The organism is Pseudoalteromonas sp. B131b, from assembly GCF_037162545.1.
Lineage (GTDB): Bacteria > Pseudomonadota > Gammaproteobacteria > Enterobacterales > Alteromonadaceae > Pseudoalteromonas > Pseudoalteromonas fuliginea.
This window is the reverse complement of the sequence record NZ_JARLUZ010000001.1, coordinates 2,658,410-2,670,493: the sequence shown is the minus strand read 5'-3', so window position 1 is coordinate 2,670,493 and position 12,084 is coordinate 2,658,410. Positions and strand designations below refer to the sequence as shown.

Here is a 12,084-nt window from a genome sequence, read left to right as displayed (position 1 = left end):
TTAAACACAAAAAAGCCAGTGATTATCACTGGCTTATAATTTACTCTTTAAAACAACAAATATTAGCTATGTTTAATGGCTTCTAATGCATCATCTTCAGCTACTGCGTTACCGTATTTTTTAATGTAACCCATAAACTCGCTTTTACTGATGCGCTTATCTTGGTTTTCATCCATATAACCAAAATGATTTGAAATATCATCATCGTTGCCTTCAGCAATCGAAATATAACCGTTGCTATCATTATCTAAACTTGAAAAACTACTCTCAATTTTATCAAACTTAGCTATTTCAGCTTTAAACGCTGATTCACTTACGTCGCTATCAGTCGCCACTTTACCTGCATTAAGCTGCATGTAGGCGTTAAATTCTTTACGGCTAATTTCATTATCCATATTGGTATCAATATTCGAAAAATGCTCCCAGATGCTATCATCATCCGCTTCGACTTTTGAAATGTAGCCATCGCTGTCGTTGTCCAGGCTTGCAAAATCACTGTCTATTTTCTCAAGGCCTTGATTTGAAGAACAAGCCGCGAGGCTCAAAGATGCTAAAATTGTTGTTGCTAATGTTAACTTTTTCATAAGACGTGTCCTTGTAATTAAATAAATGTCACTTTAGCTAATACAATTCGGATGCCAATGTTAGTTAACTAATTAAAATCAAATAGTTACAAATAAATAGAGTATTTAATGAACAATTTCAATAAGTTATATCTGAAAACTTTGCAAAGTGCTTTGTAATTTTTGCAAAAAAAGCCCAGTATATATAAATATACTGGGCATGCTTTTCAAATCTTTGTGTTATTAAATAGCCGCATTTTGATAACGTTTTACAAAATCAGTTACTTTTTGACCATTACACTTTAGAGAGTTTAAATTACCGATTTTTTGACGAACTGGCGCTAGACCTTGTTTTAAAGCAGTCATACATAGTTGTGTTTCTTGTTGAGTGTCTTTAGCAAACACCTCAACTTTAGTTTTAATCACTTCAGCAGTTGTTCCTTTTTTAGCAATATCACGAATATCTTCGCCATTACACAAAATACTTTGTGAAAAGCGTGATAAAAACACACCATGCTGGGCTGCTTCTTTACGAGCGGCAGAAAAGCCTTCATTGGCACTTAATACACACAATTTAGATTCTATTTTATTATCTTTACTAAAATACGAATTACTTTGTGCCGAGACCGTAGTTGATGCTAAAAGTGCTGCAGCTAAAATTAGTTGTGTTTTCATGTGAGATCCTATTTGAACGAGCTTATTGAGTGATTTCGCGCATTATATAACCTGCTTTTTAGATATCAATTGAATTTTTTATTTATTTAACAAATTAATATAGCATTAACAATGTTTAAACTTTAAGCACCATTTGGTCAACAATTATGCAGCGATTTTCTCCATTTCAGTCATGTTATGTACGCGTAAATACTGATACAATTTGGTGCATTAAATAGAACCAATTTTAAGGTAAATTCAATGAAAGTGATTTCTTTCAATATCAATGGTCTGCGTGCTCGTCTTCATCAATTACAAGCAATTATCGATAAACATCAACCAGACGTAATTGGACTGCAAGAGATTAAGGTTCATGATGAGGCGTTCCCACTAGAAGATGTGCAAAAAATGGGATACCACGTTTATTACCATGGTCAAAAGGCACATTATGGTGTGGCTATGTTATGCAAGAAAGAGCCTAAATCGGTCTTAAAAGGATTTGCTACCGATACAGAGGAATCGCAAAAACGCATGATAAGCGTTACTGTAGAGCAAGAAAACGGTCGTGATTTAACCGTAATGAATGGTTATTTCCCGCAAGGCGATAATATCAATCACGAAACTAAATTCCCTTATAAACGCCAGTTCTATATTGACTTGATGACTCACCTTGAAACAAACCATACACCCGATCAAGATATAATTGTTATGGGCGATATCAACATATCACCTACCGATTTAGATATTGGTATTGGTGAAGTAAATGCTAAACGTTGGTTAAAAACGGGTAAATGTTCTTTCCAACCGGTAGAGCGTGAATGGCTTGCAACATTACTTAATTGGGGCTTTAAAGACACCTTTAGAGAACAAAACCCAGAAACAGACGATCAATACTCATGGTTTGACTATCGCTCTAAGGGGTTTGTAGATAACCGAGGACTTCGAATAGATGTAGTACTTGCAACTAATGAGCTTGCAGCACGCTGTATAGATACTGGTATTGATTACGAACTGCGCGGTATTGAAAAACCCTCAGATCATGCCCCTATATGGTCAACATTTAAGTAATTACTATGCTCAGCATAACAATACAAGGGCTACTTTGGGCCCTTGTAATTATTATTGCCCTACTAAGCTTTGATAAAAAAACATATAAAACATTGCTTAATACGCCAGCCCGTCAAACTGGGGTGCTTGCATGTGCGTTAGTGTTTGCAGTGCTTTGGCGAATAAAAGCAGGAATTTTAACTGGCCTCGATTTACACATATTAGGCGTTACAGCTGCAACATTAATTTTAGGCTGGCGATTGACTATTTTAAGTAGCCTACTTGCCACAGCCCTACTGACTGCATTTGGTCAAATTGAACTTGAACTGTTGCCAGTTCAACTGCTTATTTGTGCATTTATTCCTATTTTATTAAGCTACCTTGGCTTTATAATTAGTTACCAGTATTTACCTCGTCATTTTTTTGTTTATATATTTGTTTGTGCGTTCATAACTGCAGGGGTTATAGCCTGTATAAAAATAAGCCTAGGTGCTTTATTTTACTTAGCTATAGGGCAATACAATTGGCAAGAACTCGCAGATAACTACGTTTATTTAAGTGCCATAATTTGGTTTCCTGAAGCAATGCTCAACGGCATGGCTATAACAGTTATGATCACCTATCGCCCGCATTGGGTAAAAACTTTTTACGATAAGGACTACCTAGGCTCATGAGTCTACAATATCAATGCCCGCTGTGTAACCACGCACTTTTGAAAACTGATTCAACACTTCGTTGTGCTAACAACCATAGCTTTGATGTTGCTAAAGAGGGCTATGTTAATTTACTGCCTGTGCAACAAAAAACTCAAAACAACCAGGCGATTCGCTTGAAATGGTACAAGCTAGGCGTGCATTTTTAGAACGTGGCTATTATGGCTTTTTACAAGAAAACCTTAGCGATATAATCAGTAATATAAGTGCAAATACTATTATTGATTTGGGATGCGGTGAAGGGTTTTATACCCAAGCAATAGCAAGTAAAACAAACGCAGTTGTGTACGGCGTCGACATTTCAAAATCTGCGGTTAAATATGCAGCAAAGCGCTACTCTAATTGCAACTTTAGTGTGGCATCAATTAGCCAAGCGCCTTTTGAAAGCCAATTTGCTGATGTACTTGTTAGCGTATTTGCACCTTTGTTTGAGCAAGAGCTTGAGCGCCTTGCAAATCAAAACGCAACATTAGTGGTTGCAAGCCCAGGACCTTGTCATTTAAAAGAGCTAAAATCGTATATATATTCAAAAGTAAACGAACATACTGAAATATCTTCGCCAAAAGGGTTTCAAAAATCAGAGCAAGCTCTTTTAACAGAGCATGTAGCGCTTAGCTTTACTGATATTAAAGACTTAATAATGATGACGCCATTTGCATGGAAGTTCAGGCCAGAACATTGGGAAGCACTTAGGGAAAAAGGCGAGCATACTGTCACCTTGTCATTTTACATTACGCAGTTTACAAAAACTGCATAATCAAATTTGGGGTTATTTAGGCGTAAGTTTAACGACGTCTAAAATTGCTCTTTCGTAAACGCTTTATCCATTTTATCAAACATGTCTTTAAGTAGACTCGCAAGCTCCAAATAACGAGGCTTTTTTTCGCTTAACTGCGCTTGATAACCGTTGGCAACCATTTTTGTATAAAGCTCGTGATACCACTTTTGCATGGCTGGCTCTAAAGGTGTTTGCGCACGCTTACCTAGCCATAATAACCCTTGTAACGGTAACGAGATAAAAAACAAAGCACTCGCAATAGCTTGCGGTAAGAAGTCTGAACCGAGGTAATTCAGCTGAAAAAATAACGTAAGCATGGCTAAAATAGGCATAACTGTGATCGCAAGATCAGTAGCTTTAATAACCTTAAACTCGATGAATAGAGGTGCTAACTCTTTTCTCATTGGCCATTGTTTTGCATACAACCGCCCTGTTTGTACTTGTGACATCACACTTTTTTGCATCATGACTCCTCACAGTGACTCTATTAAAACACAATACTAAATTGATTATTTCTAAAGTGTAACACAATTTTAAGGGCTTTTACTTTCTCAGTAAAAGTGCTTAATTTTGCTGTTAAAGTGTGCAAAACACTAAACTAAATTCCATAACTGGGGTAAAATATTTCGCATTGATTCAGCTACATTTTAGTTTAGCTTAATTAAATGTTTGAGCCTTATTTATCACTCTGAGTGTAACGATTAATGTTTCACGTTCACTTACTAAATTTTGTTTATGGAAATGAATTTATGCCAACAACCTCCCCTAAGTCACAACACGTTTTAGTACTAAATTGTGGTAGCTCCAGCTTAAAATTTGCCATTATTGATGCAAACACGGGCCACGAAATTATATCTGGTCTAGCAGAGCGCTTAGGTGCAACAACTCCTTCTATAAAATATAAATTCAAAGGCGCTAAAACTGTCATTAACTTAGTAGCAGGTCAAGCCCATGCAGAGGCAATAGATACGTTAGTAAGCCTAATAAAAGATCATAGTTTAGATGAGCAACTTATTGCTGTGGGTCATCGTGTTGTGCACGGCGGCGAGCATTTTACGCAATCTGTTTTGATTGACGAGAAGGTCATTGCGGGTATTACACAGGCAGCAACACTTGCGCCACTTCACGGACATGCTAATTTATTAGGCATTGCATCTGCACAGGCATCGTTCGAAGGCTTACCACAAATAGCCGTATTTGATACTGCGTTCCACCAAACGATGAATGAAGTAGCTTACCTTTATGCACTGCCATATAAGCTATATACAGAATTTGGCGTTAGACGTTATGGGTTTCATGGCACAAGCCACTTTTATGTTGCAGGCCAAACAGCAAAACTACTTAATCAACCTATTGAGCAAAGTAACTTTATCAGTGCCCACTTAGGTAATGGTTGTTCAGTGTGTGCTATTAAAAATGGTAAGAGTGTAGATACCAGTATGGGCCTAACACCACTAGAGGGCCTAATGATGGGCACCCGTAGTGGCGATATAGATCCAGGCCTGTTTAACTTTTTAACCACGCAGCTCGATTACACTGCACAGCAAATAGATAACTTGCTCAATCAAAAAAGTGGTTTATTAGGTATCAGCGAGCTTTCTAATGATTGCCGCACAATCGAAGAAGCGGCTGTTGCCGGTAATAAAAAAGCAATACTCGCGCTTGATATGTTTTGCTACCGTCTTTCAAAACAAATTGCCGCTTATATGGTACCACTACAACGCCTTGATGCGATTATTTTTACCGGCGGTATTGGCGAAAACTCTGATATTATTCGTGAAAAAGTAATCTCACAGCTTGCCTTTTTAGGACTCGATTGCGATCAACAAGCTAATCTTAATGCTCGTTTTGGCCAAGAAGGTATTATTAGCTCTTCACAGGCACGTAGTAAAGCCGTTGTCATGCCTACAAATGAAGAGTGGGTTATTGCACTTGATGCTGCAAACATAGCAAAGGAGCTTTAATATGGCGCGTCGTATTATGTTAATTCCTGTCTCTACAGGTGTTGGTCTAACCTCTGTCTCTGTTGGTTTAGTCCGCGCTCTTGAGCAAAAAACAGTTAAAGTTAACTTTTTTAAACCAATTGCGCAGCCCCGCTCGGGTGAAACGGGCCCTGAAAAATCAACGCAAATAGTTACCCAAGGCTCACCGATTAACCCACCTACACCTTTTGCACTCGATTACGCAGAGCAAATGATTGGCGATGGCAAAGGTGACGACCTACTAGAGGAAATTGTTGAGCGTTTTGAGAGCAAAATAAACGACGATGAAGTAGCCATCATAGAAGGTATGGTCCCTACTCGTCGTCAACCTTACGCTGGACGTGTAAATCGTGAAATTGCACAAACACTTGGCGCCGACATTGTATTTGTACTCACCCCCGGTAATTACAGCATTACACAAATAGAAGACCGCCTTGAAATCGCAGCGGGTAACTATGGTGGAATTGATCACCCTCGCGTACTTGGCTGTATTTTTAATAAAGTAAATGCGCCACTTGATGAAGAGGGCCGCGCTCGCGCCGATTTAGTTGACACCTACAAACCAGAAGAACTTGAAAACGAATTAAATCGTTTAGCGTCGTTACCTATTTTTAGAAAAAACCCGTTTATGCTACTTGGTGCAATCCCTTGGGATTTTGACTTAGTCGCACCTCGCGTAAAAGATTTAAGCGCGTATTTAAAAGCAACGATAATAAACGAAGGCGATATGCTGCATCGTCGCCTGCGTCGTATTACTTTTTGTGCGCGTACAGTGTCAAATATTTTAAATTACTTTACGCCTGGAGCCTTATTGGTAACACCAGGCGATCGCTCAGACATACTTGTTGCTGCGTGTTTGTCAGCTATGAACGGTACTAAACTTGGCGCTATATTACTCACAGGTGGCTTTGAGCCAGAGCCACGTATTATGGCCTTGTGTGAGCAAGCTATGCAAACTGGCTTGCCTATACTCGCTACTGATGGCGATACATGGCGCACCTCGTTATTACTGCATAACTTTAATATGGAAGTACCAAACGACGACGACCAACGAATTGAAAAAGTAAAAGATCATAACGCTGAACATATTGATTCTGACTGGTTAGACACGTTAGCCAAAAGCGTAGGTAAAACACGTAAATTATCGCCTCCAGCATTTCGTTACTTGTTAACAGACAAAGCCCGTAAAGCCGGAAAAACAGTTGTGCTACCAGAAGGCAATGAACCTCGTACTATTAAAGCGGCTGCTATTTGTGGCCAACGCGGCATTGCTAAAACTATATTGCTTGGCGATCGCGAAGAAATAATGCGTATTGCAGAGCAGCAAGGGATTGAGCTTAACGAACACGTAAGTATTATTGAGCCTAAAAGCATCATTAATGATTATATTGCGCCTATGGTCGAAATCCGAAAAAGCAAAGGCCTAACTGCCGTTGTAGCACAAGAGCAGCTACAAGATAACGTCGTACTTGGCACAATGATGCTTGAGCAAGGTAAAGTAGATGGTTTAGTGTCGGGTGCAGTAAACACCACTGCCAATACAATTCGCCCACCACTGCAGTTAATTAAGACAGCGCCAGGATCATCGTTAGTATCATCCGTGTTTTTTATGCTACTGCCTGACCAAGTGTTAGTTTATGGTGACTGTGCAATTAACCCAGACCCTAATGCTGAACAACTTGCAGATATAGCGATTCAATCTGCCGACTCTGCTGCTGCATTTGGTATAGAGCCGCGTGTAGCTATGATCAGTTACAGTACGGGTACGTCTGGCACGGGCGCTGATGTAGAAAAAGTACGCGAAGCCACAAAAATAGCGCAGCAAAAGCGTCCTGATTTAATCATTGATGGGCCACTTCAATACGACGCAGCCATTATGGAAAACGTGGCACTTAAAAAAGCACCTAATAGCCCTGTTGCAGGTAAAGCGACTGTATTTATATTCCCTGATTTAAATACAGGCAATACTACCTATAAAGCAGTACAACGTAGCGCTGATTTAATAAGTATTGGTCCAATGCTACAAGGTATGCGCAAACCTGTTAACGACTTAAGCCGTGGTGCATTAGTTGATGATATTGTGTATACCATTGCACTAACGGCCATTCAAGCAGCACAAGCTGAAGCACTTAATTAAACACCAACACTAACATGTGCTTTTTATAGCCTAGCTATTATTTATTTAATAATTAACTAGTTAGGCTATTTATACCCTGCAACCCCCATACTTATCCACAGAAATTGTGGGTAAGTTTTTCTACCTTCGGGAATTAACTCACTTACTATCAGGTTAGTTACTGTTACACCTTTAATTTAAAGCTAATAATCTATACTATAAACCTACCGATATTGCTGTTTCGCAGGTTTTTAATGTCAAAACAAACATTACAATTACACAGCACCGTTTTATCTATACATAGCTTAGATATAGATGCCGACATACCTGCGGCGCTGTTAAAACTCCCGTTGTTTTTTATTTCTAAAACCCACGACGAACTTTCAATTGTATGTCCTAGTAGCTTTGAAATAAACAGCCTAGACACAGAGCCAAATTGGCAAGCACTTGAAGTTGTTGGCCCGCTTGGTTTTTCGCTGACCGGGATAATGGCCAATATTTCGGGCGTATTAGCACGTGCTAAAATATCTATATTTTCAATTTCAACCTACGACACCGATTACATACTTGTAAAAAAGCAGACTGCACTTCAAGCTATTACGGCACTAAAAAAAGATGGCTACAATGTGGTGGCTGAATAAATTATGAAAGCACAAAAAGTAGAATATATTGCGCAAAACAAAATACCTCGTAACGCCATTAATATTACCAGCCCTTTTTCAGGCAAAGTACTGGAGCTAAATGAACATCCAGAACCTTTGTTTCGCTTTGGCACACTTGGGCCAGGTATTATAGTGCAACTAACTAACCATAAAATTCTAGCGCCCTTTGATGGCACTTTATTACAGGTAAAAAATGCAGGCACGGAGTTTATATTACAAGCAAAAAATGGGTTAAAAGTGTTAATCAACTTAACCATTTCAACATCGCAACCAATTACACACACTCATATAGCACAGCTCAATGGTAGCAAAATAATCAAAGGCCAACGCCTTGCTTATTTTGATTTACGAGAGCTTGATACTCCTATGCTTGCTAGCCTAATTTTACTAAATGGCCACAACCTTGGTACATTTCATTACTCTCACTCACTGGTACAAGCGGGTGAAGACACTCTATTAACTATTATTAAGAAGAATTAAATCTATGATTACCTTATACGGCATTAGCAATTGTGACACGATTAAAAAAGCTAAAAAATATTTAACCGATAACAATGTCGAATTTACTTTTCACGACTACCGTAAAGATGGCGTGAATGAGCAAATGGTGAGTGACTTTGCTGATAAGCTTGATTGGGAACAGCTTGTTAATAAACGTGGTACTACTTATCGTGCATTAACTGATGAGCAGAAACAAAGCTTAACTAAAGAGAGTGCTATTTCACTGTTAGTTGAACAACCTGCAATGATCAAACGTCCGGTACTCGTAAACAATGGCAGCTACCATTTAGGTTTTAAAGCAGTTCAATACGATGAGATTTTTAAATAATGACTGTTGACGTAATTGCACTCGCTCAAGCGCTAATCCAACGAGAGTCAGTAACCCCCGAAGATGCTGGCTGCCAACAAATGATGAACGATCGCCTTGCTGCGGTTGGTTTTAATATAGAGCCATTATTTTTTACCGACACACTTAACACTTGGGCTCGAAAAGGCACACAATCACCGCACTTTTGTTTTGCAGGTCACACCGATGTGGTGCCAACAGGCCCTGAAAAAATTGGCAACATCCGCCGTTTTCAGGATTAATAAAAGACGGTCTCTTACATGGCCGTGGCGCTGCCGATATGAAAGGCTCACTTGCAGCAATGCTTGTAGCAACCGAGCGTTTTGTTACTAAGCACCCAGATCATAAAGGTTCAATTTCATTTTTAATTACTTCTGACGAAGAAGGTCCATTTGTAAACGGGACGACTCGTGTAATTGATACGCTAGAAGCACGCGGTGAAAAAATCGATATGTGCCTAGTTGGCGAACCTTCATCACGAGATGTACTAGGTGATGTTGTTAAAAATGGTCGAAGAGGCTCACTCACCGCTTTTTTAACCGTTAAGGGCGTACAAGGGCATGTAGCCTACCCACATTTAGCACAAAACCCAATTCATCTAGCAACCCCTGCTCTTACTGAGCTTAGCCAAACGGTGTGGGATAACGGAAATGAATACTTCCCTGCTACCAGCTTTCAAATTTCAAATATTAATGGCGGCACAGGTGCTGGTAATGTGATCCCGGGTGAACTAGAAATACAGTTTAACTTTAGATTTAGTACGCAAGTAACGCATGAGCAATTACAACAACGTGTAAATGACATTCTACAAAAGCATAACTTAAATTATGAATTAAGTTGGATAGTAAATGGTTTGCCTTTTATTACCGAGCACGGACCTCTTGTTGATGCCACAGTCAATGCTATTAAATCGGTAACCGGTTTAACCACAAACCTAGAAACCACAGGTGGCACATCTGACGGGCGTTTTATTGCGCAAACAGGTGCTAAAGTAATTGAACTAGGGCCACGTAACGCTACTATTCATAAAGTAGATGAATGCGTAAGTACCGATGATTTAATAGCCCTTACCAACATTTACGAGCAAATATTAGAGCAACTTTTAACATAATGGATGCCACTCAACCAACATCGATAATGTGTATTACAGGGCAAAGTGATACACATTTAACTGATATACAAAATCATCACTTGCACAGCGCTATTATTAGCGACTTTTTAGCGCTGCAAAGTGCAGCTCAAAAAGCGGGATTTGATCTTACTATTGCCTCAAGTTTTCGCGACTTTGAACGTCAGTCAATTATTTGGAATAATAAGTTTTTAGGTAGTCGACCTGTTTATAATAAACAGCAAGAAGTTGTAGATTTAACTAAGCTAAGCGAGATTGATAAATGTATAGCAATAATGCTCTACTCTGCACTACCTGGGGCAAGCAGGCATCATTTAGGGACTGACTTAGATGTGTTTGATAAAGCTGCGGTAAGTGATGATTATAAACTGCAGCTAGCACCTGATGAATACCTACAAGGTGGGCCTTTTGCGCCTTTAAGTAATTGGCTTGATACTAACTTAGTTAAATTTGGCTTTTATCGCCCTTACCAGCATGATTTAGGTGGCGTCGCACCTGAGCTTTGGCATATAAGCCATATTAAGCAATCACAATTATTAGTGAATAAACTTAGCGAGCAAGTACTTTTTGAATGTATAAAAAACAGTGAACTACAGGGCAAGCAGGCGATACTTGATAACTTACCTGCTATTTATACACGCTTTGTAACAAACGTAAGCCCACACCTAAAAGAAGGTTAGGTTATATTAAGCCTTCTTTTTATTTAAAATAAACACCAGCACGGCCCCTAATATTAAGGAGCTTGCGACTACAAACTCCATTGCTACCTGCTCAGATAAAAACAAAACCCCAGCAATGGCTGCAAGTACCGGCACACACAACTGCACAACAGCAGCTTGGGTACTTTTAAGCAGTGGCATTGCTACATACCAAACACTATAACCAACTCCAGACGCTATTGCCCCCGAGGCACACGCAAGTAACACCCCTTCAATACTGATATTTTTTAAATAACTCATACCTACGAGTAATAAAACAGGGATAGCAACTAAGCTTCTTATAAAGTTAAACCCAGTAGTACGCAGTGGCGATACACACACTTTACCGCGAATACTGTAAATACCCCATGCTATACCGCTGAGTGCCATAAGTGATGCACCAAACAGTGAAGGCACTGCAGCAGATGGTAGCATTAAATATACAAAGCCACCTAGCGCCACTATAAACGAGCACCACTGAAGCACACTCAACTGCTCTTTTTGATATATACCCCAGCCAATCATAGTAAGTTGCACAGCGGAAAACAAAATAAGTGCGCCAGTGCCTGTATCAAGCTCTACGTAAGCAATCGAAAAACAAAGTGCATAAACCAAAAGGCTAATACTACTTCGCCAGCTTCCTCTGTCACTTATAATAGCGGGGTTAAATGTGCCTTTACCTTTTAAATTATGGGTATAAATAGCCATTATAATGCCCAAACACGCTGCACCACTTAGTAAGCGAATAACTGTAAAGTTCCAAGCATCTATATAGCCTTCGGCTAAAGCCATTCTGCAAAAAAGAGAATTTGCGGCAAACGCAATTAAAGCAATGATTGTGTATATGGTGGCTTTCAAAAAATTCCTTTGCAACAAAAAAACATTGTTGTTTAAA

The 12,084-nt window shown here is 39.3% G+C and carries 12 protein-coding genes and 2 pseudogenes; 10 read left to right on the top strand and 4 right to left on the bottom strand.

Annotated features, from left to right (window positions below):
- Window positions 1-62 precede the first annotated feature (62 nt).
- Together P4S65_RS12425 and P4S65_RS12420 are read right to left on the bottom strand one after the other, a co-directional pair.
- On the bottom strand, window positions 63-584 hold the full coding sequence (locus P4S65_RS12425; protein WP_337120265.1) for an EF-hand domain-containing protein: 522 nt from the start codon (window positions 582-584) through the stop codon (window positions 63-65).
- A gap of 222 nt (window positions 585-806) precedes the next feature.
- Window positions 807-1,238 (bottom strand): hypothetical protein, encoded by a 432-nt coding sequence (locus P4S65_RS12420; protein WP_007375389.1) that lies wholly within the window; start codon window positions 1,236-1,238, stop codon window positions 807-809.
- Between the two features lie 240 nt (window positions 1,239-1,478).
- Between P4S65_RS12420 and xthA the strand changes: the two genes are divergently transcribed.
- The 3 genes and pseudogenes from xthA to P4S65_RS12405 all read left to right on the top strand — a co-directional run bounded on the left by xthA (window position 1,479) and on the right by P4S65_RS12405 (window position 3,734).
- Window positions 1,479-2,285, top strand: a complete 807-nt coding sequence (gene xthA, locus P4S65_RS12415) for an exodeoxyribonuclease III (protein WP_007375390.1) — start codon at window positions 1,479-1,481, stop codon at window positions 2,283-2,285.
- Window positions 2,286-2,290: 5 nt separating this feature from the next.
- Complete coding sequence (locus P4S65_RS12410; RefSeq protein ID WP_096792957.1) at window positions 2,291-2,938, top strand: energy-coupling factor ABC transporter permease; 648 nt, start codon at window positions 2,291-2,293, stop codon at window positions 2,936-2,938.
- Window positions 2,935-3,734, top strand: a pseudogene (locus tag P4S65_RS12405) (putative RNA methyltransferase). The gene P4S65_RS12410 and the pseudogene P4S65_RS12405 overlap by 4 nt, the downstream one beginning before the upstream one ends.
- A 38-nt stretch (window positions 3,735-3,772) precedes the next feature.
- Here the strand turns inward: P4S65_RS12405 and yfbV are convergent.
- On the bottom strand, window positions 3,773-4,219 hold the full coding sequence (yfbV, locus tag P4S65_RS12400; RefSeq protein WP_033039346.1) for a terminus macrodomain insulation protein YfbV: 447 nt from the start codon (window positions 4,217-4,219) through the stop codon (window positions 3,773-3,775).
- A 285-nt stretch (window positions 4,220-4,504) separates the two neighbouring features.
- Between yfbV and P4S65_RS12395 the strand changes: the two genes are divergently transcribed.
- The 7 genes and pseudogenes from P4S65_RS12395 (at window position 4,505) to P4S65_RS12365 (ending at window position 11,171) form a co-directional block, all read left to right on the top strand.
- Window positions 4,505-5,719 carry an acetate kinase gene (locus P4S65_RS12395; RefSeq protein WP_337120264.1) on the top strand — a complete coding sequence of 405 codons (1,215 nt, stop codon included), beginning with the start codon at window positions 4,505-4,507 and terminating at the stop codon, window positions 5,717-5,719.
- 1 nt (window position 5,720) lies between these two features.
- On the top strand, window positions 5,721-7,874 hold the full coding sequence (gene pta, locus P4S65_RS12390; protein WP_007375395.1) for a phosphate acetyltransferase: 2,154 nt from the start codon (window positions 5,721-5,723) through the stop codon (window positions 7,872-7,874).
- 233 nt (window positions 7,875-8,107) lie between these two features.
- Entirely contained in the window at window positions 8,108-8,494 is a 387-nt protein-coding gene (locus P4S65_RS12385) for an ACT domain-containing protein (protein WP_007375396.1), read from the top strand.
- Between the two features lie 3 nt (window positions 8,495-8,497).
- Entirely contained in the window at window positions 8,498-8,995 is a 498-nt protein-coding gene (locus P4S65_RS12380; protein ID WP_007375397.1) for a PTS glucose transporter subunit IIA, read from the top strand.
- Between the two features lie 4 nt (window positions 8,996-8,999).
- A complete protein-coding gene (locus P4S65_RS12375) occupies window positions 9,000-9,344 on the top strand; it encodes an ArsC family reductase (RefSeq protein ID WP_008134091.1) in 345 nt (114 codons plus the stop codon).
- Window positions 9,344-10,473: pseudogene (gene dapE, locus P4S65_RS12370) on the top strand (succinyl-diaminopimelate desuccinylase). Before P4S65_RS12375 ends, dapE begins: the two are co-directional and overlap by 1 nt.
- Window positions 10,473-11,171 (top strand): M15 family metallopeptidase, encoded by a 699-nt coding sequence (locus P4S65_RS12365; protein ID WP_096792953.1) that lies wholly within the window; start codon window positions 10,473-10,475, stop codon window positions 11,169-11,171. The pseudogene dapE and the gene P4S65_RS12365 overlap by 1 nt, the downstream one beginning before the upstream one ends.
- Window positions 11,172-11,177: 6 nt before the next feature.
- On the opposite strand, the gene P4S65_RS12360 is transcribed toward P4S65_RS12365, so the two are convergent.
- Window positions 11,178-12,047 carry a DMT family transporter gene (locus P4S65_RS12360; protein WP_337120263.1) on the bottom strand — a complete coding sequence of 290 codons (870 nt, stop codon included), beginning with the start codon at window positions 12,045-12,047 and terminating at the stop codon, window positions 11,178-11,180.
- Window positions 12,048-12,084: the final 37 nt, after the last annotated feature.

What these genes read in the sequence shown, in the direction of transcription:
- P4S65_RS12385 (WP_007375396.1), top strand. Translation starts at nt 8,108, where the DNA reads ATGTCAAAACAAACATTACAATTACACAGCACCGTTTTATCTATACAT.
- xthA (WP_007375390.1), top strand. Translation starts at nt 1,479, where the DNA reads ATGAAAGTGATTTCTTTCAATATCAATGGTCTGCGTGCTCGTCTTCAT.
- P4S65_RS12420 (WP_007375389.1), bottom strand. Translation starts at nt 1,238, where the DNA reads ATGAAAACACAACTAATTTTAGCTGCAGCACTTTTAGCATCAACTACG.
- P4S65_RS12380 (WP_007375397.1), top strand. Translation starts at nt 8,498, where the DNA reads ATGAAAGCACAAAAAGTAGAATATATTGCGCAAAACAAAATACCTCGT.
- pta (WP_007375395.1), top strand. Translation starts at nt 5,721, where the DNA reads ATGGCGCGTCGTATTATGTTAATTCCTGTCTCTACAGGTGTTGGTCTA.
- yfbV (WP_033039346.1), bottom strand. Translation starts at nt 4,219, where the DNA reads ATGCAAAAAAGTGTGATGTCACAAGTACAAACAGGGCGGTTGTATGCA.
- P4S65_RS12425 (WP_337120265.1), bottom strand. Translation starts at nt 584, where the DNA reads ATGAAAAAGTTAACATTAGCAACAACAATTTTAGCATCTTTGAGCCTC.
- P4S65_RS12375 (WP_008134091.1), top strand. Translation starts at nt 9,000, where the DNA reads ATGATTACCTTATACGGCATTAGCAATTGTGACACGATTAAAAAAGCT.
- P4S65_RS12365 (WP_096792953.1), top strand. Translation starts at nt 10,473, where the DNA reads ATGGATGCCACTCAACCAACATCGATAATGTGTATTACAGGGCAAAGT.
- P4S65_RS12410 (WP_096792957.1), top strand. Translation starts at nt 2,291, where the DNA reads ATGCTCAGCATAACAATACAAGGGCTACTTTGGGCCCTTGTAATTATT.
- P4S65_RS12395 (WP_337120264.1), top strand. Translation starts at nt 4,505, where the DNA reads ATGCCAACAACCTCCCCTAAGTCACAACACGTTTTAGTACTAAATTGT.